16 protein-coding genes are annotated in these 22,143 nt (G+C 45.0%); 9 read left to right on the top strand and 7 right to left on the bottom strand.

Annotated elements, in window-relative coordinates:
- The first annotated feature begins 483 nt into the window (after positions 1-483).
- Positions 484-4,227: a M66 family metalloprotease gene (locus tag AACR75_RS05655; protein ID WP_156117099.1), complete on the top strand. Its 3,744-nt coding sequence runs from the start codon at positions 484-486 to the stop codon at positions 4,225-4,227.
- 104 nt (positions 4,228-4,331) lie between these two features.
- Here the strand turns inward: AACR75_RS05655 and AACR75_RS05650 are convergent, their stop codons facing one another.
- The 4 genes from AACR75_RS05650 to pabB all read right to left on the bottom strand — a co-directional run bounded on the left by AACR75_RS05650 (position 4,332) and on the right by pabB (position 9,434).
- Complete coding sequence (locus tag AACR75_RS05650) at positions 4,332-5,693, bottom strand: L-serine ammonia-lyase (protein WP_013856773.1); 1,362 nt, start codon at positions 5,691-5,693, stop codon at positions 4,332-4,334.
- 101 nt (positions 5,694-5,794) lie between these two features.
- Positions 5,795-7,048 (bottom strand): aromatic amino acid transport family protein, encoded by a 1,254-nt coding sequence (locus AACR75_RS05645; RefSeq protein ID WP_017047579.1) that lies wholly within the window; start codon positions 7,046-7,048, stop codon positions 5,795-5,797.
- A gap of 299 nt (positions 7,049-7,347) precedes the next feature.
- Positions 7,348-7,977 carry a CoA pyrophosphatase gene (locus AACR75_RS05640; RefSeq protein ID WP_047689121.1) on the bottom strand — a complete coding sequence of 210 codons (630 nt, stop codon included), beginning with the start codon at positions 7,975-7,977 and terminating at the stop codon, positions 7,348-7,350.
- 65 nt (positions 7,978-8,042) lie between these two features.
- Positions 8,043-9,434: an aminodeoxychorismate synthase component I gene (gene pabB, locus AACR75_RS05635; protein WP_047689119.1), complete on the bottom strand. Its 1,392-nt coding sequence runs from the start codon at positions 9,432-9,434 to the stop codon at positions 8,043-8,045.
- A 176-nt stretch (positions 9,435-9,610) separates the two neighbouring features.
- Here pabB and AACR75_RS05630 point away from each other — a divergent pair, with 176 nt between their 5' ends.
- The 8 genes from AACR75_RS05630 to AACR75_RS05595 all read left to right on the top strand — a co-directional run bounded on the left by AACR75_RS05630 (position 9,611) and on the right by AACR75_RS05595 (position 17,880).
- Positions 9,611-11,131, top strand: a complete 1,521-nt coding sequence (locus AACR75_RS05630) for a fumarate hydratase (RefSeq protein ID WP_010320695.1) — start codon at positions 9,611-9,613, stop codon at positions 11,129-11,131.
- Between the two features lie 104 nt (positions 11,132-11,235).
- On the top strand, positions 11,236-11,421 hold the full coding sequence (locus tag AACR75_RS05625; protein WP_010320694.1) for a hypothetical protein: 186 nt from the start codon (positions 11,236-11,238) through the stop codon (positions 11,419-11,421).
- Between the two features lie 145 nt (positions 11,422-11,566).
- Positions 11,567-12,946 (top strand): YcjX family protein, encoded by a 1,380-nt coding sequence (locus tag AACR75_RS05620; RefSeq protein WP_047689116.1) that lies wholly within the window; start codon positions 11,567-11,569, stop codon positions 12,944-12,946.
- Positions 12,943-13,968, top strand: coding sequence for a YcjF family protein (locus AACR75_RS05615; RefSeq protein WP_047689114.1), 1,026 nt, complete (start codon positions 12,943-12,945; stop codon positions 13,966-13,968). Before AACR75_RS05620 ends, AACR75_RS05615 begins: the two co-directional genes overlap by 4 nt.
- Positions 13,969-14,090: 122 nt before the next feature.
- Positions 14,091-15,635, top strand: a complete 1,545-nt coding sequence (gene tyrR, locus AACR75_RS05610; RefSeq protein ID WP_017043611.1) for a transcriptional regulator TyrR — start codon at positions 14,091-14,093, stop codon at positions 15,633-15,635.
- Positions 15,632-16,213 carry a ribosomal protein S5-alanine N-acetyltransferase gene (gene rimJ / locus AACR75_RS05605; RefSeq protein WP_017043610.1) on the top strand — a complete coding sequence of 194 codons (582 nt, stop codon included), beginning with the start codon at positions 15,632-15,634 and terminating at the stop codon, positions 16,211-16,213. The genes tyrR and rimJ overlap by 4 nt, the downstream gene beginning before the upstream one ends.
- Positions 16,214-16,278: 65 nt before the next feature.
- Entirely contained in the window at positions 16,279-16,752 is a 474-nt protein-coding gene (locus tag AACR75_RS05600; protein ID WP_010320690.1) for a DUF2947 domain-containing protein, read from the top strand.
- A 141-nt stretch (positions 16,753-16,893) separates the two neighbouring features.
- Complete coding sequence (locus tag AACR75_RS05595; protein ID WP_047689111.1) at positions 16,894-17,880, top strand: GGDEF domain-containing protein; 987 nt, start codon at positions 16,894-16,896, stop codon at positions 17,878-17,880.
- 10 nt (positions 17,881-17,890) lie between these two features.
- Here AACR75_RS05595 and AACR75_RS05590 read toward each other — a convergent pair whose 3' ends face one another.
- From AACR75_RS05590 to AACR75_RS05580, 3 genes are all read right to left on the bottom strand, one after another.
- Entirely contained in the window at positions 17,891-18,745 is an 855-nt protein-coding gene (locus tag AACR75_RS05590) for an EamA family transporter (RefSeq protein WP_026028721.1), read from the bottom strand.
- Positions 18,746-18,887: 142 nt separating this feature from the next.
- Positions 18,888-20,111: an alanine racemase gene (gene alr / locus AACR75_RS05585; RefSeq protein ID WP_017044758.1), complete on the bottom strand. Its 1,224-nt coding sequence runs from the start codon at positions 20,109-20,111 to the stop codon at positions 18,888-18,890.
- A 54-nt stretch (positions 20,112-20,165) separates the two neighbouring features.
- Positions 20,166-21,776, bottom strand: coding sequence for a methyl-accepting chemotaxis protein (locus tag AACR75_RS05580; protein ID WP_047689109.1), 1,611 nt, complete (start codon positions 21,774-21,776; stop codon positions 20,166-20,168).
- Positions 21,777-22,143: the final 367 nt, after the last annotated feature.

Below are 22,143 nucleotides of genomic sequence, written 5' to 3'. Positions count from 1 at the left end.
AAAAAAAAAAGGTGTACATAAAAACCTACACAGTCTGCATATGTACAATCTCTTTTTTTACCGTGACTGACACGCTGCCGTTTAGTCAATATCTGTGCGATAAAATCGCCAAAAAGTTGATCGCTTAATCCTCTCAATGCTCATGAACAATCGTAATCATTCTCTTTCGGTGTACGTGTTACATTCTTAAGTATCATTTTTTCTGATTGATTTTAATGAAATTATTTATTTTTTATATGCATTTTTGTTGCACACTTTTTCGCGTAAATTCTCACTTTCAAGACGTCAACCTCATTGGGTTGGAACCCTTATCTCGTTACGGACATAGTGATTCTATCGAAATGAAATTAGGTAACTAATAATGAATCGGTAACCCAGTTGTCTATATCCGGAATCGATTGTTGCTTAACCAGCGCAGATTTCGTGGGTTGCTGCTGCTGAAATTCAGGCACGTCACTATAAACTAAAATGAGCAATCCAATGATGAATAAGAAACCATTAACGCTTCTGGTAGCAGGGCTACTAGGAAGCGCACCCGTTTGGGCGCAAAATGAGCTCACCTTGATCCAGATCGGGGAAAAAATCGTCGAGCGGTTAGAATCGATTAAAGCGACCGCCGAACGTGGAGAAGGGGTGTTTGAACGCAACGGTGAGCGTTGGATCCACTATAAAGGCTTCGATTATCGGCTTAGTTATAAAAATGATCTGCAATTCCCCTTTATACCTTATCAAAGTGGCGATGATACGCCTTATCGCAATGTGATCGATTTTGTCGATCAGAGTTGGGAATTCATGGTGTACGACGGCGGTTTTTATCTGATGAGCCGCGAATTTGGTGTTTACGAATCGGACGAGCAAGGCTGCTTTGTGGAATACATTCCTGCGGCACACGGGTCTAAGCGCGCCGATGGTAGCTACATCTGGCAACGTGATGTCATCTATCGTACCGAAACCTCTGATTGTGGTGCGTTAGTGAAGCCAGAGATTACCTCGTTAACCGTCTCGAGCCTGTCTGATGTCGGTGTGTCATTTGACTGGCTTGGGCAAAATGAAGCCGATAAGACTCAGCTCACCTTAACCAATTTGAGTGATGCGAAGGATGTTCGCCGCTATGATTCGGTTTCTGCGGGCTTTTTTATCGGTGACCTTAAGCCAGGCACATCATATGAGATGGTGTTGAACTCGTGTAATCCAGTGGATTGTGCTGAGCCCAAGGTTGTGCGCTTTACTACTCAAGATGCTCGAGTCGGTTTTGCCGATGAAATCCCAACCCCGAACCATTTGCAAGGCACTTTAGAGGGTGGGTTGGGCATCACGCAAACCCATACATCAGTCGCGCCGAATAGCAATGAGTTAACTGGTCAAGGTCATTTGGACGTGATCATGAACCGTGAAGCGATGCTGCTGTTTACCCCGCAACAAGGGGAAGAGATTAACCAAGTCCGCGCCGAAGTGTTCCTCGATGGCGAATTAGTGCACACCACCTTGATGCTGCCGCCCAGTGCTCTGGCCGCATCGGATCAGCCAGAGAATGGCCGTATGAAGGTGGTGTTCTCTCATCACGCTTGGTCACTGCCGCTGCAATGGAACTGGATGAAGCCGGAGCTCTCACTGCGCTTGACCGACAACTTAGGCCGTGAAGGTGTGCTCAGCCAAGGAGACATCCAGGTTGGTGGTGCGCCTGAGTTGGTGATTCAAAATATCGACATGGGCATGCTGACTCAACCGCGTAACCGCAATACGATGATTCAAAATCTTCCAACTTTGGCCGCGGATTATTTCCAAAAAATACCCGCGTCTAAATTGGTGATGGCTGACTACACTCCTGCCTATTTCCCTATTGTCACTATGCCAAATGGTGTGGTGTACACCGATAAGAGCGCGAGCACGGGTGGTTGGCACAGCGGCGATATGCGTGAAGCGATCGGTAAAGCGTTGGTCTCTACAGGTGTCAACAACGCCAACGTCGGCATTGTGAGTAGTGCGGGTTATTCGCAGCAATACAACCGCCGCTACAACCACATTACCGCACACACCAACGTTGGGGTGTATACCAAAGAAGGTATAGATTTAGCTCAAGTTGTGGTTCATGGCGGCAGTGGCGGTGGCGGTAAAGTAACCCTGCAAAATACTACTGGCAATGAATGGTCCCATGAACTGGGCCATAACTATGGGCTTGGCCACTACCCATATATGGCGTCGATTCACGATATGGAATCAGGCTGGGGTTGGGATGCGTTCCAGCAACGTTTTATTGGTAACTTGCACTGGAAAGGCGACGTTTACACCCAACAGCAAGGTGACGATATTGTACCGCCGTTTAAAGATGCGTTCCGTTTCCTGCGTGATGCGCAAAATGGCGGTGAACAAGAGTACGTTGGCACCATCAGCCGCTTTACCTTGGAGCATCCGGCTCAGTCGCGCAAAGCACAGCGTTGGATGAACAACGGTTTTAACCTTGATAGCAACAGCCCAAGCGGTTATGTGCAGTGGGATCAGAGTACCCAACGTTATAAAGCGGTAGAAACCGATACACTGAAACCGCAGCAAGTAGGCGTACCCGTAGTTACTTTATTGGGGATTTACGATCCGCAGAATGAGAACCCTAGCCAAATCTATCCTCTGATTTACTCGAATTATGGCAACGTGTTTGAGCTGCCACAGCCAGAGCAAGGGGATTATCAGTTGGAAGGTTGGCAAGCGGTGGCGAACCTGACTCAGGCACAGCTCGATAGCGATATTTGGCAAACATTACGTATAGATGGTGAGCAGCAACGTTTGTGTAAGTTTACTTTTCAAGCGGCCAATGGCGATAGATCGCAGTTTGTCGGTGGAGTTGAACCCAGTACCGACCGTTGTTCTGTTGGACGCGATGTAACATGGAACATCAACGTGAACATGACTTCTGCACAAGGCGAGTATGAATTGCTTTCCAAGTATGGTCGCGGAATGGTGACTTACACACCGACGGCCGATGTCTGTGAAGTGAGCCTATGTACACTCAATAAGTCTGGAAATGATCACGATGGAGCTGGATTTGTCGTCGGTAACCAATGTGAACAGATCGCAGGTATGATGCATAAAAATGGCCAAACGTGGCGCTATGCCATTCGTGGCGATGAAGTGTTGCGTCCTACTTACCAGGTTCAGGTTCAGGGTCAGTGTCAGTTGGATGTTGAATTTGCAGATGGGATCCGCGAACAAGTTCGATTGAGTGCCTCTCGCCACGCTGGCAATGAAAGTAACAAGTTCCACGTTAACTTATCGATGGAGAATGGAGTACCAACTCAAGTGAGTTTGCATTGTTCGGATCGAGGTGGTGAAACAGAACTGACTCGAATGACGTCAGATCAGAACCCGCCGCTGGATAAGCTCAAAGGCCCAATCATCATTGGCCAAGAGTACGGTTACAGCCAAGTGGTCGATATGACACCAACCTTCGCACAGAATGAAACTCTGCTGAACACGGATTTTGCAACGACCGCTGAGTTTGATGCTTTTGTGGCCGAACACTATGGGCGTGGCGTTCTAAACAATGGCGTGACGAAAGCGGATCGCCGAGCGGGAGCATTGTATGTCTACCCGAACCCAGAAACGGGTATGCGTGATTACTTTGTAATGCGTATGGTAGATGCTGGCGCATTCCCGGCCGATCAAACCAGTAATCAAGGTTGGAAATACCTAGGTTCGGCAGATCGCTATGTGAACTTTGCTTTCAACCCAATCAAGCTCAATAGAGCGGTTGGTGTGAGCATTGAAGCGCGTGTACAAAGCTACTTTGGTGTATCTCGCTTATTGACATGGGATGAGCGTACCTCAACCACTTGGGATAAGGCGCAAAATGCGGTGTTTGTTGGGCAAATCGATGGTGAAAACCATTACTTTATCCAAAAACGCCCAGGAGAGGGGGAAGCTTTCCCGATGCTCGGAGAGTCAAACCTAGATTGGGTTTACCTTGGCAGCGACAGCACCATTCAAGCTTATCTTGCGGAATTAAATCGTGATTTGGCAAGCTTTGAACGTACGCTACTGGAGTGGTATCAACAAGATGCGATGGGCGTGTGGGGCAGTGATGGCCAGCGTGGTCAAGTGAACGATATTTATCAATACGCTTTCCGTAGCGGCTATCATTACTACCGCTTGAAAGTGAATAAGTACGGTTATTTCCCTTACCCAACCGATCCCAATCCAACCAACAGTAGCTGGGAATATCTCGGTCAGTTTTAAGTTCCTCACTGGATCGTGAGGTAAAGTCGTAAAATGCGCCACTCGCTGTTAAGCGAGTGGCGTTAAGTTTTAATGAACGAGGTTTTTAAATAGATAGGTGCTCGTTAGCAAACGACTTTAATCGCTAAACCACCTTGGGACGTTTCACGATATTTGGCGTTCATATCTTTACCTGTCTCAAGCATGGTTTCGATCACTTTATCAAGCGAAACACGAGGTGCCGATGAGCGGCGTAGCGCCATACGCGTTGCGTTGATCGCTTTCACTGCAGCAATACCATTGCGCTCGATACAAGGCACTTGTACTTGTCCCGCGACAGGGTCACAGGTTAAGCCCAAGTTATGTTCCATCGCAATTTCAGCGGCCATGCAAACTTGTTCAGGGCTTCCACCCATCAGTTCTGCAAGGCCCGCGGCTGCCATCGAACAGGCAACACCTACTTCACCTTGACAACCCACTTCCGCACCAGAAATAGAAGCGTTACGTTTGTAAAGCCCACCGATAGCGCCAGAGGCGGCAAAGTAACGGATATAGTCTTTTTCAGTAACGGTCTGAATGAATTTATCGTAATAGGCTAACACTGCAGGAATAATACCGCATGCGCCATTAGTAGGTGCTGTCACCACACGCCCACCCGCGGCATTTTCTTCGTTCACTGCAAAAGCGTACATGTTTACCCAGTCAACGACCGCCATTGGGTCGTTGGTGGTTTTTTCTGAGGTCATTAACTGTTGACGAAGCGCTGCCGCTCGGCGTGGAACACGAAGAGGCCCTGGTAAGATACCTTCAGTATTCATACCACGGTCCATACATTCGCGCATGGTTTTCCAAATATTGGCAAAGTAAGTACGAACTTCTTCATCAGAATGCAGTGCTTTTTCGTTAGCCATAACCAGCGTACTGATGGAAAGACCACTCTCTTTACATTGGTTCATCATCTCGTCAGCGCTAGTGAAGACATAAGGAACTTTAATTGGGTTCTCTTTTTCTTTACCAAAGTTTTCTTCATCAACGATAAAACCACCGCCGATAGAGTAGTAGGTTTTTGAGTAAACGACTTCATCATCGATCCACGCGTGGATCTGCATGCCGTTTTCGTGCAAGGATAAATTCGTTTTGTGGAAATTCATTCCACCTTCTTTAGGAAACGATACGGTATGACAGTGCATACCAACGGGAAGACGCTCGGTTTCTTCAACGCGTGCGATAAAGCCTGGAATAGCATCGATATCAACTTTCTCAGGGGTATTACCAGCAAGACCCATGATGATAGCGATATCTGTGTGGTGACCTTTCCCTGTCAGTGATAATGAACCATAAACGTCCACGGTGATTTTAGTGATGTCGCGCAATTTTCCCATTGAACGTAAATCATCAATAAACTCTTTACCCGCTTTCATTGGTCCCACTGTGTGTGAGCTTGAAGGACCAACACCGATTTTATAGATATCAAATACACTAATCATATCGATTACCTCAAAAGTAAGCCCCCCTAGCTAAGAGGGAGGCTCATTATTATAGTTATGTTCTGTATGCAGTATTCATGACGGTTGATATAACCACCAGATTAAAGAGCGCCGTAGATTACAGAAGTAATAGCAGCAAGACCACAGATAGTTGTGAAAATCTGTACTGGTGCTGAAGTCTTGAACTTCGCCATTGCAGGGATCTTGTGCATTGCAAATACAGGCAGCAGGAACAAGATGCCAGCAATCATCGGTGCGCCCATGGTTTCAATCATGCCTAGGATGCTTGGGTTTACAATCGTTACGATCCAAGTTGTCAACACGATGAAGATCAGTGACATTTTTTCAATCTTGCTTACTGAGCTATTTGAGCGAGATTTAATCAAACCAACTAGGCCTTCATGTGCCCCTAAAAAGTGACCAAAGTAGCTAGAGGTAATCGCTGCAAAGGCAACAAGAGGACCCATGTAAGAGATGATTGGTGATTCATGGATGTTTGCTAGGTAGGAAAGCACAGAAATGTTTTGCTCTTTTGCTAACGCGAGTTGCTCTGGCGACAGAGACAGCACAACAGAGAACACGAAGAACATCACAAAACCCATCAGCATCATGGCCGAGCCACCAGTGATCATATCGGTTTTCTTAACCGCGTTGTCACCATGTTGTAGGCGTTGCTCTTTAGAGAACTGGCTAATGATTGGGCTGTGGTTGAATGAAAACACGATGATAGGAATTGCAAGCCAAACGATGGTTGGCATCGCAGACCAATCAGGTGCGACTTCAATCATAGAGGTGTTCCACTCTGGAATAAGGTAGAAAGAAAGTGCTAATAAAATGAAAACCAATGGATACACCATGGCAGACGTTGCTTTTAGCATCAGCTCTTTACCAAATACTACGCCAGCCGTCATTGCCACAATCAGCGCACCAGAAAGTAACCAACGAGGAATCGATTCCATGCCAACTTGGTTAACAAGGAAGGAATCAACGGTGTTTGTGATACCAACGCCGTAGATAAGAACGATAGGGTAGATGGCGAAAAAGTATGCGAACGTAATAAGGTTTGCGCCAGTTTTACCAAAATGCTCTTCTACTGTGTCAGTAATATCAGAATCAACATTTTTTGAAGAAAGAACAAAGCGAGCTAAGCCTTTATGTGCGAACCAAGTCATTGGCGCCGCAATTAGGGCTAACATTACTAATGGCCAAAAACCACCCGCACCAGCTTTAATTGGAAGGAAAAGTACACCGGCACCAACGGCTGTACCAAAAAGTGAAAGACACCAAGTGAAATCTTTATAAGTCCACTTGCTAGAGGATTGTACGGCAGATGCCGACGAAGTTGTTGTGTTCATATTGTATTACTCATTTTTGGGAACAGGAAATAAGTCGAGCGCATTTTGCATAATTTTCTCATTCGAAAACTAGATCTAAATCATGTAACGTTCTGGCTTATTGAATGATATGTCAAAAACCCATTTTTGATCACGAAAATGGCGTGCTACATGTGAGTAATGTTAATGATTTGGATTAGTAAAAGTTATCAATATAATGCTTCGATTAACATTTATTCATGCCAAACGTTTGCTTTTGGGCGGGATAAGGAAAAATAATCATCCGTGTTATTTAAACTTATGGTTGAATAGTTTGAATATTAATGAGGTTGAATAACTTGTTTTTGCAAAACATGAATGATCTGCGCTGTCATCCCCCAAATAAAATGATGTTGATAAGGGATGGCGAAAACGCGATGTCGTTGATTTTTTACTTGAAATAATTCGCTATAGAGTTTGTTTCGATCAAACAGATGGTGGGCGGGAACTTCAAATATTTCGTCCACTTCATTGGTATCAATAATGGCCTTGTAATTGGGGTTGATAAAAGCAAGAAAGGGCGTCACTACAAATCTACTGACGGTAACCAATTCAGGCAGTTGCCCAAAAATAGTGATGTCGTTTGCTAGAATTCCAATTTCTTCTCTTACTTCACGAAGCGCAGTGATCTGCAGTGAGCCATCGACTTCCTCATATTTCCCGCCAGGAAAACTGATTTGTCCCGGATGATGTTTAAGGTGCGCAGCTCTTTTGGTTAATACCACATTTAAACCATTCTTCCGCTCAACAAAACCAATTAACACTGAAGCCTTACGTAGGGTTTGAGGAGCAAGGTGTGCCACACGACGGATAGATTCTTCATGATAAGGCACAGGTTGTTGCAACTGAAAGCGCTGGATAAGCCGATCTTTTGTCAAGGGGGTCGCAGTCTGTACGCTGTTTCTCTTCATTTTCGTTACCTATTCGGATTTTGCGTCTACCTCTTTTTAGCCTAGTTCAATAAACCTTGGAAAGGTTAACGAGGTTGTTCGAGCACAGGTAAGATGCGGCTCAGTTTATCCAGTGTCTCCTGATATTCAAGCTCACACTGACTATCGGCAACAATACCGCCACCAGCCCAAACGTGCAGTTGTTGCTTCTCTGCCACCAAAGTTCGGATAGTAATACTGCTGTCCATTGTCCCGTGGCGGCTAATATAGGCGATGCTGCCACAGTAAGCGCTACGGCGGTGAGGCTCTAACTCCTCAATAATTTCCATTGCACGTACTTTTGGTGCGCCAGTAATTGAGCCTCCGGGGAAGCTGGCTCTTAATAGATCGGCCGCGCAATAGGCAGAATCAAGTTCTGCGCGAATGGTACTCACAAGGTGATGCACGGCAGGAAAACTTTCAATATCGAACAGCTTAGGCACATGTACAGACCCCGGTTTTGCCACACGGCCAACATCGTTTCGTAATAGGTCAACGATCATCAAGTTTTCTGCTTGATCTTTTTCTGCGCAAGCAAGGTCTGCCGCGTTAGCGGCGTCAATGCTGGGGTTATCGCTTCTTGGTCGGGTGCCTTTTATCGGCTTAGTTTCGATAATGTTGTGTTTGACCTGCATAAAACGTTCGGGAGAGACACTCAAAATCGCTGACTTCTCTAAGCGAATAAAAGCCGAAAATGGTGCGCAATTAAACGCTTCCAGTTTTTGATAAGCTTGCCATTCACTGCCTTCATAATGCGCTTGAAAACGCTGTGCAAGGTTGATTTGATAACAATCACCACTGAGCAAATAGTGCTGGATTTGCTCAAATTTCCGTTGGTAGCTCTCTTTACTCATGTTGGATTGCCAATCAGAGCGTAATGCAAAATGGCCGTTGTTTTTGGGATTCTGGGTGTTGAGCCATTGCCATGCCTCATCAATATGATTGCCTACCACATAGGCGGCTTGGTGCAAATGATCAACGACCACAGCCCATTGATAGAGACCAATCGCCATATCAGGTGTGGATAGATCGTGCTCAGCAAGCGTTGGAATTCGTTCTATCTGCCGCCCTAAGTCATAGGCAAAATAACCGAGTGCACCGCCCACGAAAGGAAGGTCTATATCGCTTTGAACATCGGGCAAATACTGCTGCTGCAACTGTTTGAGCAGTTGGAATGGGTCTACCTGAGAATCATAACGAGACTGCGGTTCGCATACCGTCGTTTTATCCCCTTGTGTCACTAAGGTGACCAGTGGTTCAGCGACTAAAATATCAAAACGGCTATCGATATGCGTCTTAGAGGCGGAGCGCAACAGCATAGCCCACGGGCAGTCTTCGATTTTAGAAAACAATTGGTGAGCGAGTTCGACATGGTAAGTCAGTGCGTTAACTTGGATATGATTGAATTCGTTGTTGTTCATTTGCGTAATTTGTGACAAAGAGACCGATCACTGCATGGCGTGTTGAGTAAAGCAAGAGTATCATAAAATGCAAATTAAAAGCTGCTACTTGATTGAATCACATCAATAAGTTGATTTTTTGCTGAGAAGCTTACCGCTTATTGAATGAGGAACACGCAACAGTCAAGGGAAGCATAACAATAACGAGGCACGCAATGACGGTAATTCGCAAGCAGGATGTGATCAGCAGTGTCGCTGACGCTCTTCAATATATCTCTTACTACCACCCTCTGGACTTCATTCAAGCGCTAGAAAAGGCTTATCATCGAGAAGAGAGCCAAGCTGCGAAAGATGCGATCGCACAAATTCTCATTAACTCGCGCATGTCAGCAGAAGGGCATCGACCCATTTGCCAAGATACCGGCATCGTAACCTGTTTTGTTAACATTGGTATGAATGTGCAGTGGGAGTCTGATCTCACGGTGCAAGAAATGATTGATGAAGGAGTTCGTCAAGCGTACACCAATCCAGATAACCCATTGCGCGCTTCTATATTAATGGATCCTGCTGGTAAGCGTATTAATACTAAAGACAATACGCCTGCTGTCGTTCATATCAATATGGTGCCAGGAAATAAAGTCGACATCCAAATCGCAGCCAAAGGCGGCGGCAGTGAGAACAAAACCAAGATGGTAATGCTCAATCCTTCCGATGACATTGCTGAATGGGTAGAAAAAACCGTACCCTTGATGGGGGCGGGTTGGTGTCCTCCGGGTATGCTCGGCATTGGTATTGGCGGCACCGCGGAAAAGGCGGCTGTGCTTGCTAAAGAATCACTGATGGAGCATATCGATATTCAAGAACTGATTGATCGTGGTCCACAAAATGCGGAAGAAGAACTGCGGTTAGATATTTTTAACCGCGTGAACCGTTTAGGCATTGGTGCGCAAGGGCTTGGTGGCTTAACCACCGTTGTGGATGTAAAAATCAAAACAGCGCCGACTCACGCCGCGTCTAAACCTGTTTGTATGATCCCTAACTGCGCGGCGACCCGCCATGTTCACTTTACGCTAGACGGCACGGGCCCTGCTGAACTTACACCACCAAAGCTAGAAGATTGGCCACAAATTGTGTGGGACGCAGGAGCAAGCGCGCGCCGCGTCAACCTTGATGCGGTCACTAAAGAAGAGGTTCAAGAGTGGAAAACCGGTGAAACACTGCTTCTTTCCGGTAAGATTTTAACGGGCCGCGATGCCGCACATAAACGACTCCAAGCAATGTTGCAAAATGGCGAAGGGCTGCCTAAAGGCGTCGATCTTAAAGGTAAATTTATCTATTACGTTGGCCCCGTTGATGCGGTGGGTGATGAAGTTGTTGGTCCAGCAGGCCCGACCACATCGACACGTATGGACAAATTTACCGACATGATGCTTGATGAAACGGGCATTATGGGGATGATAGGCAAAGCAGAGCGTGGACCTGCGACGGTGGAGTCAATCAAAAACCACAAAGCGGTCTACTTGATGGCGGTGGGTGGCGCGGCTTACTTAGTGGCGAAAGCGATTAAGAAAGCACGCGTGGTGGCATTCGAAGATTTAGGTATGGAAGCCATTTATGAATTCGAAGTTGAAGACATGCCAGTCACGGTTGCGGTGGACTCGCGTGGCGCGAATGCTCACCAAATAGGCCCAGACACATGGAAAGTGAAGATTGCCGAAGCTCAAAAGAAAGCTTAATCTTATCTCATCGCGTTCTCACGATAACTGCAGCTTAGGCTGCAGTTATCGTCTATAAAATAAGTAGATGATTGAAATGCTCATTTGCAAAACTAGGAGGGTAGATGCCTCGTTTTATTAAAATATTACAAATTATTATCGCTATTGTGGTTGGGGTTTTCCTCGGCTATGACCTTATTCTACATGGCATCAGCATCTTCGATGATAAGTACGTCACAATCACCTGCGTGTTATGGGTGATGCTTGAGGCTGCATTGTTTGTGATTTATAAATTAATAGAAGATGATTGAGCCGATGTGAGCGGCTCAACACAGAACAGCGAATTTTTTGGCCAAAAAAGCCTAAGCCTCTGATTCTCGTCAGGGGCTTTTTGTTCATCTCTGATTAAGATGAATACACATAAAATAGCGTCATCAAATGAAGTGGAGTGAGTGAATGAAGCACATTCGTCGAGAAATGACTGATTTAATTAACCGTGGATTAGATTCGCACGTTCGAATTGCTGTCACGGGGTTATCGCGAGCGGGGAAAACGGCTTTTATTACCTCCTTAGTGAACCAATTACTGCACACCTCTACCCATGATAATTTACCGCTATTTTCCGCAACGCGTGACCGACGCATTGTGGGTGCAAAACGTGTCCCTCAAACTAACTTAATGGTTCCACGCTTTGCTTACGATGAAGCGATGTCACAGTTACACAGCGAACCGCCACATTGGCCTGTGCCCACTCGTGACGTCAGCGAAATTCGCCTAGCGATCAAATACAAACCTAAAAAGCGCAGTAAAAAATTATTTGGTCACACGGCCACACTTTATCTCGATATTATCGACTATCCGGGTGAATGGCTGTTGGATCTGCCTCTGCTCGAAATGACCTATGAACAGTGGTCAGAACAGCAGTTTTCAGCGCTAAGTGAACTACGTTCCTCATTAGCCGAGCCGTGGCTTGAGGGGTTAGCTAAACTTGATGTAGCACAAGACGCCAATGAGCAAAAGCTTGCTTCACTGTCGATGCTGTTTACGGAGTATTTGCACGCGTGTAAAAATGCCGGTTTGCATTGGGTGCAGCCGGGGCGTTTTGTGTTGCCGGGAGAGCTAGAAGGTGCGCCTGTTCTGCAATTTTTCCCATGCCGTAATCCGTACGGTGAAGACAAGCCAGCTCCCAATAGTAATTACAGCATGTTAAAAGCACGCTATGAAGAATACCAAAACAAGGTTGTGAAAGCTTTTTACAAAAATTATTTTGCCACGTTTGATCGGCAGATTGTGTTAGTCGATTGCTTATCTCCACTCAATGACGGCTACGACTCCTTTTTGGATATGCGTCGTGCGCTTGAACAGATTATGCATAGCTTTCGTTATGGTCGTAATGGTTTACTCAAGCGTCTGTTTGCACCCAAGATAGACAAAGTGCTGTTTGCCGCAACCAAAGCAGATCATGTCACCCCTGAACAACACCCGCATCTGGTGTCGTTACTGCAGCAGATGGTTCATCCTGCTTGGCAAAGCGCCGCCTATGAGAATATTGAGATGAGTTGCATCAGTATGGCATCGATACAGGCCACACAAGCGGGTTTTATTGATAGCGGTGAGCGCACCATTCCAGCCTTACAAGGCGTGACTCTCGATGGCGAAACTTTGACCATCTTTCCCGGCGATGTGCCGAAAAAGTTACCTAACAAAGAGTATTGGCACCATCAAGGGTTTGAATTCACCAGTTTTAAACCAAGAGCATTTAGCTGTGATGAACCTTGCCCTCATATCCGTTTAGATAAAGCGTTGGAATATTTAATTGGAGATAAGCTGAAATGAGTGATTTAAAAACCAAGCAAATCTTTAATCAAAAATTAGAACCACAACAGAAGAGTACGCCAGAGCTTACGGCTCAACAGCAGTTTCAAAATAATGAAGCCTTCATTCCAATGCCGATCAGCAATGAAGAGAGTGCTGCGGAAAAAGAGTTGGAGCAAATCATTCGTCCACCACAAGGTCGGAAATGGCGAGCTGCGGCATTAGTTATAAGCTTTGCAGGTTTAATCGGTTGGCAAGCTATCGATTCAGTTATCACGGCGATTCAATCAGCGGACTGGTTAGCATTGGGCTGGGCGGGATTTATTGCTGGTTTGGCATCGTTAGGCTTAAGTACCTTAATCAAAGAGCTGTGGAAGTTACGAGCACTTCGCCATCATTTTAGTATTCAAGAGCAAAGCGAACAGCTTATGCAAACCGACAGCGTTGGTCATGGGCTCGCGTTCTGCCAAGCTCTAGCTAAACAAAGTGGCATAAAAACCGAAAGCCCAGCCTATGATCGTTGGTTAAACAGCGTTAATGCTTCACACAGCGATGCTGAAATACTCGATATGTACGATGCTATGGTGATGAGTGAACAAGATAAACAAGCAACCAAAATCGTCTCACAATATTCAACAGAAGCGGCAGCACTAGTGGCAATTAGCCCTTTAGCCATCGCAGATATGTTGTTAGTGGCATGGCGTAATTTTACTATGATTGATCAACTGGCAAAACTGTATGGAGTGCCATTGGGTTACTGGTCTCGTCTCTCTTTATTTAAGTCAGTATTGGTTAATATGGCAGCGGCAGGTGCCAGCGAACTCGCCATCGACGCCAGTATGGATCTCCTTTCTATGGATTTAGCCGGAAAAGTATCCGCGCGGGCAGGGCAAGGTTTAGGGGTGGGAATATTGACCGCTCGTCTTGGTTTGAAAGCCATGGCACTGCTCAGGCCGATGACATGGCAGCCAGACAGAAAAGTAAAATTAGGGGCGATTCGCAAACAGATCGTCGCAAGAATTGCCGCGCTTACGGTGAAATAAGCAACATTTATCAAATAATATGCCCGAATGTGAACCTCAAAACATGAGATAACTTGACGCCATACAAGGCTTGATAGAAACTACTGTCAACTTTTCCTGACACTTTTTATTAGGATTTTTAAGTGCGTCTTGAAGTCTCTTGTGAAGATAGACTCGGCCTAACCCGAGAACTGCTCGATATTCTTGCATCGAGAAACATTGATTTGCGTGGGATTGAAATCGATGTCATCGGCATTATTTACCTCAACTGCCCTGACATTGATTTTGAAACATTCAGTGAATTGATGGCTGAAATTCGCCGAATTTCTGGCGTAAAAGATGTTCGGAAAATTCAATTCATGCCCATGGAGCGGCATAACACCGAGTTAATTTCATTACTCAACAACGTGCCTGATGCGGTGCTGGCGATTGATCTGAAAGGGTTTGTTGATATGGCAAACTATTCAGCACTATCGCTGTTTAATAAAACAGAGAAAGAGGTGATAGGGCAGCCCATTTCTGCATTATTACCTTTCTTTAACCTATCACGCTGGCTTGAAGGCAACAAAGCACGACAACGTGAGGAGATCGTGCACGATGGTCTCGATTATCTGATGGAGATGATGCCTGTTTATATTACGGGTGAGTCGAAAGAATCCACCTTGGCAAGTACCATGATGATGATTCGTTCTAAAAGCCCTAGCGGCGTCGTCGATGATGCTTTGCCTTTACACAATAACCTTGGTTTTGAACATTTTGTCGGAGTGTCTAACCGCCATAAAGCGCTCATTAGCCAAGCTAAGAAGCTGTCAATGCTTGATCAACCTTTGCTTATAGAAGGCGAAACCGGAACGGGTAAAGAGATGTTGGCCAAGGCTTGTCATAATCGCTCTCACCGTGCCTCCTTTCCTTTCTTAGTTCTGAGTTGTGCTTCAATGCCGGATGATGTTGCGGAAACGGAGTTGTTTGGTCATGCGCCAGGGTCATTTAATCATCAACAAGGCCATAAAGGTATTTTTGAACAGGCGAATGGCGGCACCGTTTTTCTTGATGAAATCGGGGAGATGAGCCCTCATTTACAAATTAAACTACTGCGCTTCTTGCAAGATGGTACATTCCGCCGCGTTGGTGAGGAGCATGAAGTTCATGTTAATGTTCGTGTGATTGCTTCGACGCGTCACAAGTTGGCAGATTTAGCCGAATCAGGCGCATTTCGTGAAGATCTTTTTTATCGTCTGAATGTGTTAACTCTCCGTATTCCTACTTTGCGTGAGCGGCCTAACGACATTCAACCATTGCTTGAACTGTTCGTGGCGAAACACATTAAGAAAATGGGTATGGCCAAACCACTACTAGCGGAAGATTTGGCGGATCAGCTCTCTCATTACCAATGGCCAGGCAACGTACGACAGTTGGACAACATGGTGCTCAGGGCGCTAACGGAGATGTCTGATAATCAGTTAACAGTGGATCTCTTCCATCTGCCACAGCTTGAAACCGTTCATACTGGCAATACCCATGTCAATCTTGATGGCTCATTAGATGACATCATGAAAGAGTATGAATCTCAAATTTTGGAACGTTTATATCAGTCTTTCCCTTCAAGCCGTAAGTTGGCTAAGCGTTTAAACGTATCACACACCTCTATCGCCAATAAGCTACGCGACTACGGAATTAGGAAAAATTGATGCAGTCATGCAGCACCTTGTCCCAAGTGTATGAAGTGGACAATGATATTTTAGTGCGAACCGCAAAACTTGAAGATGCGGAGATGATCGCCGCCTATTTTACGAGTAATCGTGAACATTTACGGCCTTGGGAACCTAAGCGAGAAGCGGCGTTTTTTGAGGCTCACGGGTGGGCACAGCGGCTGATTAAACTTGGTGAGCTGCATAAAATGCAATTAGGCTATTATTTGCTCATCATCGATATTAACAGTGGTGACATGCTTGGCACCATTTCGTTCAGTAACCTCTCACGCTTTCCATTTTATGCTTGTAATCTCGGCTATTCGTTAGCGAAGAATGCACAAGGTAAAGGCATCATGGGCCGTGCATTAAAAATGGCGTGCCACTACATGTTTAAGGTACAAAACCTACACCGTATCATGGCTGGTTATATGCCAATCAACAAACGCAGTGAAGCGGTGTTGATGAAAATGGGCTTTCAGGCCGAAGGTCACGCTAAAAATTATTTGCTCATTGATGGCCAATGGGAAGATCACAACCTAACAGCATTGGTTAATGCTGATTGGCGCCCAAGCTAATGGGTTATCGTTTTAAAAGTAAAGCGGCTATATTCACAAGTCAGCTAAAACATTAAGGAAATTCAATGTCGTATTTGCCTTTGGATCAATACCAAAGAAAATGGATTTTCACTCACCAATCAATGCCAGTTCCTGAGCAAGATCTGGTGCATATTAAACCCATGTCTCAAGCCAGAGCGGCTCAGTTTTGGCTGGAAAATATCAGTGCTCAAAGCCCAGATTCAGAGAGGTTAAGTTCTCAAGATTGGCCTCGTAAAGCAGGCAGTTGGATCAATGAAATCAGTTGGATGAAAGAATGGGAAAGTGACGATGAATCATTACCCGTTGATATTTTGGCCCATATTGATTGGCAAAATGACGTGACCGTTTATTTTTGTTATGAAAAGTACAATATTATCGAAACCCAATGGTCGGTATTTAAAAAATACTGGAAAAATTTCTTATTTTACGATGATGGACCAATCTTATTGGGGCGTCGCCGCGCTCAAGCGTTATGGTTTGGTTCAAATGGCAAAGTCAAATTGGGTAATAGAAAGTAACGAATAAACGAATAAAAAGCAGCCTAGGCTGCTTTTTATTCGTTCTACAGTACTCGAAAGTTATTTAATTGATACAAACTTTGTAACATCGCGCTACCCATTCTTTCCTATACTGATCATAAGAGATGTTCGGGAGGGCGCATGGACGATAAAATTCTCCAATCTGTTGTTGAAATTACGGGGCAGAAAAATGCGGTGTCATTGGGTTATTGTGTCATCAGCGCTCTAGTCGAGATGTTGCCTCTGAAATCGGCCTGCTTAGAACATTACATTGGACCTCATTCCTATGTCATTGCAAAAGCTACTATCTGTAGCCGTATACCTGGAAAATTTGAAATTAACTGGGAATATGAGGGCGAGACGGTTCCAAGCTATGAACATAACCATTCTGATATCGAGCCCAAAATAGAAGATTTAGGTACAAACGGATACCATTGCATTTACCCTATTGCGATCAACGATAGTTTTTCTGCTAGGTTGTCTCTGATTCTAAAAGTTCCGCCCAAACAATATCGAATGCTCATTGAAGGCTTTGTTAAAATTTACCAAAATTACGTTTTATTATTGCATGAAAATGAGCGTGACAAACTGACAGGGTTGTTGAATCGAAGGACGTTAGAGGATAGGTTGCGCCTTAGCTTTGATGTGCTTCCTGAAACGACGACAGTAGGTTCAGTGATGCCTTGGGTTGCCATCATTGATCTCGACCATTTTAAACGGATCAATGATAATTTTGGCCATCTGATTGGCGATGAAGTTTTGCTCTTGGTGGCTCAGCAAATGCAGAATTTTTTTCTTAATCAAGAACAACTGTTTCGGTTTGGTGGAGAAGAGTTCGTCATTATTTTTCCTGCCTGTGAGTATGAGGTCGTGCTAAACAGAACCGAGAGGTTTAGACAGCACATCGAGCAGTTTCGTTTTCCTCAGGTTCAACATATCACGCTTAGCATTGGTATCTGCTCTATCTCGCTAAGAGAATATCTCTCAACGATTCTAGATAGAGCAGACAAAGCACTCTACTTCGCCAAAAACCACGGCCGCAATCAAGTACAATGTTATGAAGACTTGTTGCGGAGCGGTGTATTCATTGAAAACGAAGAGGGGGACAGTAGTGCCGAACTATTTTGAACGGTTCACCTTATTTCTTCGCCGATAGCGTGCTACCCATTGAGGCCGTGATGATCATCGTAATGGCGATCCATTGCGTTAAGCTTAATTGTTCTTGAAGAATAATTAATCCAGCTAATGCGGCGATGGCGGGCTCTAAGCTCATTAACACACTAAAGTGTTGTGTAGACAAACGCTTTAAAGCCGACATTTCTAGGCAATAAGGTACCGCGCTTGAAAGAATCGCGACAGATAACGCCATAGGCAGTATTGACCACGTAAAAATAGACGCCTCTGATAATACAACGCCGATTGGAAACGCAAACAGGGCCGCAATTGTCATCCCTATCGCAACGGTTGCACCTCCAGAACCGACACTCCCCGCCCTTTGACCAAACCATATGTAGGCTGCCCAGCATCCGCCGGCCGCTAAAGCCAGTGCAACGCCAATCGGATCAAGTGCATCGACACCCGTTAGATCGGGCAATAAAAAAACAATTCCCAGAATAGCAAGCGCAACCCAAATCAGATCTTTTTTGCGTTTAGATGAGAGAAATGCAATGAGTAATGGCCCAGAAAACTCCAACGCAACCCCAATACCAAGAGGAATTCGTTCAATAGCAAAATAGAACATCAGTTGCATTCCACCTAGGCTTGCTCCGTAAATGATCATTGAGCGCCATTGTGAAAGAGAAAGTCGTAACTGCCATGGGCGAAAAATCATTAACAGTATTAATGCAGAGAGACCAACGCGCAGTGCAATTGTTCCACCTGGGCCAACAATAGGAAATAACTGCTTGGCTAGTGACGCGCCAGATTGAATGGTGGTCATGGCCAAAAGTAGAGTTAACACAGCCAAGAATATAGGGGATTTAATCGGTCGCATGCGCATCCATATGAAATAAAAGGAACGGGCCGATTATGCCTGAAAAATAAAGGGGTTAATAGGAACAACGAGCGGTGAATTAAAAGGGGATACCGTGAGTGCAAAACACTCACGGACCAAAAGATAAATAAGTGGGCTTGGCTTAGTGGATGTAGAAACGAGGGTTTGCCGTTCCCCAAATCGTATACAGTTCAGGGAATATGAGCTCTGCATTTTCTTCCAGCTCACTGACAGTGATTCGGCCTTGTTTTTGCGCGCCAAACAAGGTGACTTCCTGATTAGGAAGGACGCCTTTCACATCGGTTACGTCAACCAATGTGGTGTTCATTGAGGTTACTCCAACCACCTTTGCTCGTTGACCGTTAATCAATACGTCACTGCGATTGCCCATTTTTCTTGGGTAACCATCTGAATAGCCAACAGGCAGGTTCGCCAAAACACTCTCTTTGGTTACGCGGTATGTACTGTCATAGCCAACGGTGCTTCCTTTAGGAAGATGATGCAATGACGCAATACGTGTTTTGAATGAGACGATTGACGGATATTCCGGGTTAGTTGGTAAGTCGCCATATAGGACGCCGCCAGGACGTACCATATCAAGTTGTGCTTCCGGTACATTGAGAGCAGTGTAGGAGTTGGCAACATGCAAAATCAGTTCATCGCGTTTTAGGTTTGCTTGCTGAATCAACCAAGCTGAATTGGTATTAAAACTGGCCAACTTGCTGCGGATTTCGTCTGGGTTGTAATTGGGGAAATGCGTCATTATCCCAACAATTTGTATGCCACTTTGAGTAGCAATCGCAATCGATTCTTGTTTTCCTGCATCGGTTGACATATCGATACCATTGCGTCCCATACCGCCATCATTTAATGCCAAATGTACTCTTATCGTTTTACCTTTTTGCTGGCTTAGCTGAGCGAGTTGCTCAGCTTGTATTTTACTACCGATGAGCTCTTCGATATCTAACTCGACACTTTGTGCGATTTCATCAATGCTCGCAGAGCGAACACGCATCAACTGGCCTTTAAACCCGCTCTCACGTACGGCTCTAGCCTCTGCATTACTGGTAATTGCGATACAAGGGATCCCTTGCGCGAGAATAGTTGGCATTAAACCGCGAATACCGTTGCCGTAAGCATCAGCCTTCATCACGGCGCAAATTTTAGTTTGGCTGTTGATGTGGCTCTTAAACTGCTCAATATTTTGTTTGAATTGGCCAAGATCGATCTCAAGCCAAGTATTGGATTGCTGAATTTCTTGTATAGAAGGCTCACTGACGTTAAGGCTCAAAGGTGCAGAAGTCGCTGAAAAAGAGGGTAAAGCCATGGCAATTGACAGTGTAAGAAAAGAGGCTTTGAAATTCATTCTATCTCCTAGGTAAGTAAAAACAAGAAAGCCCCGTTAGGGGCTGACTCTATTTTAGTTAAGTTTGAAACGCCCCATTGCGTCTTGCAATGTGACCGATAATTGACTGAGTTCGTGGCAAGCTTGCGCCGTTTGTTCTGAACCCTGCGCGACTTCTTGTGAAGCCGTATGGATATTTTCAATGTTGCGGCTTAGTTCATCGGCAACGGAATCTTGTTCACTACAAGCACTGGCGATTTGTGTTCCCATATCCGCAATTTGAGCTACTGAGTTTTCAATTGAAACCATCAATTGCTGCGAGTGGGTTCCTTGAACGACGCAAGAGTCAATGCTGACGCGCGAACGTTCGGTTGCTTCTTTTGCTTCGCCTGCCATGGTTTGTAATTTTTCAATAATGGTTGTGATTTCGCCAGTTGAAGCTTGAGTTCTTCCCGCAAGGGTGCGCACTTCATCGGCAACAACAGCAAAGCCTCGGCCAGATTCACCAGCGCGGGCTGCTTCAATCGCAGCGTTCAGTGCCAATAGGTTTGTTTGCTCAGCGATGTTACGAATAACGTCAAGTACCACGTTAATTTGTGTGGATTGTTGTTCTAAATTTGCAACGGTTTCGCCAGCCTGACCAATAATTGTAGCCACTTGTTGAATGGAGCTCACCATCGCGGCATTGTCTGTCGCACCCTCTTTGGCTTTAGTGTTGGCACTACTTGCTTGTGATGCTGAGTCTTCCGTGTTGCGTGCTACATCGGCCACTGCGGCTTTCATTTGCGTCATCGCTGTTGCGACTTGTGTGATCTGATATTGCTGCTCTTTCATACCTTGAGCTGAGATATTGGAGATTTGACTCATCTCTTCCACAGCACTACTCAGTTGTGTTACAGCGGAGATGATCTCTTCGATCAGTTGACGTAAATTGTTCTGCATCTTTTGTGAGGCATCGGCAAGTTCACCTAATTCGTCATTGCCAATAGCATTACGATCGATCTGTTTTGCTAAGTTACCTTCTGCAATCGCGTTTGCTTGGTCAACAACTAATCGTAAAGGTCCACAAATTATGCGAGTCAAGAAGAGGGTGATAATGACCATGACGACGATAATGGAAACATTACTGATACTTGATGAAGTGTTCAGTGTGTCAACTGCTTTAAGAATATAGCTTTTGTTGCCATCCATTGCTTTTTGCAAGATGCCAATCAGCGTTTTTATGTCGGCTTCAATATGACGAAAATTATCGAGAGATTGGTTTAGCAGTTTATGCGCACTATTTTTGTCATTGTTCGCTAAAGCCTGATTAAACTGAGTCATGATCGTTGTGTAACTATCCCAATTAGCCATCAAACTCTTGAATGTTTGCTCCTCTTCTCCTGGCCAAACACTTTTTCCATACTGTTTTAAACCTGCATCAACCTCTTGTTGTAATTGACGGCTAGTCACTAGGCGTTGTTTCACTTCGTTTATATCATCGGTGAGCAAGGAAGCAAACTGCGTACGACGCCAATAGGAAAGTTTATCTCCCATAGAATCTACGTGTTGTAGTGCAGGCAGTGTATCGTCGGCAAAATTCACCAACTGACTTTTGACTTCTTGGAGTTCGCTATATAAAAACCAAGCGAAGAGGATGTTGATTAAAGCGATGAGGCTAAATGAGCCTGCAATTTTCTGTCTGATGGATAGATTTTTTAAAAAACATGAATGAGTTACCTTTGATTGTTTTTGTCAAAAGTCGCTTGAGCGAACAACATCCATTTACCGACAATGTGATCTACATCCTAATTGGTCGCGGATATTATCATGTTATCTATAAATTGACGATACCTATACTATTAAAGTAGCAGATGTTTGATTGTGCAAAGATAAAACGATTGATTAATTTTAATGATGTGAGGGTGGTTGATTATTGGTTTAACACCTAAGAGTGGTGAGAGGATTTGCAAGCGACCCCTCATTCTGAGTATTTGCCTTAGTGGTAATCGTTGTTCATTGATCTAACACCAAACTTTTTGCTGAGTAACTGTAACATAATGGCAACGTTGTT

This window comes from Vibrio sp. ZOR0018 (assembly GCF_963865925.1).
Classification (GTDB): domain Bacteria; phylum Pseudomonadota; class Gammaproteobacteria; order Enterobacterales; family Vibrionaceae; genus Vibrio; species Vibrio anguillarum.
This window is presented reverse-complemented; position numbering and strand designations above follow the sequence as displayed.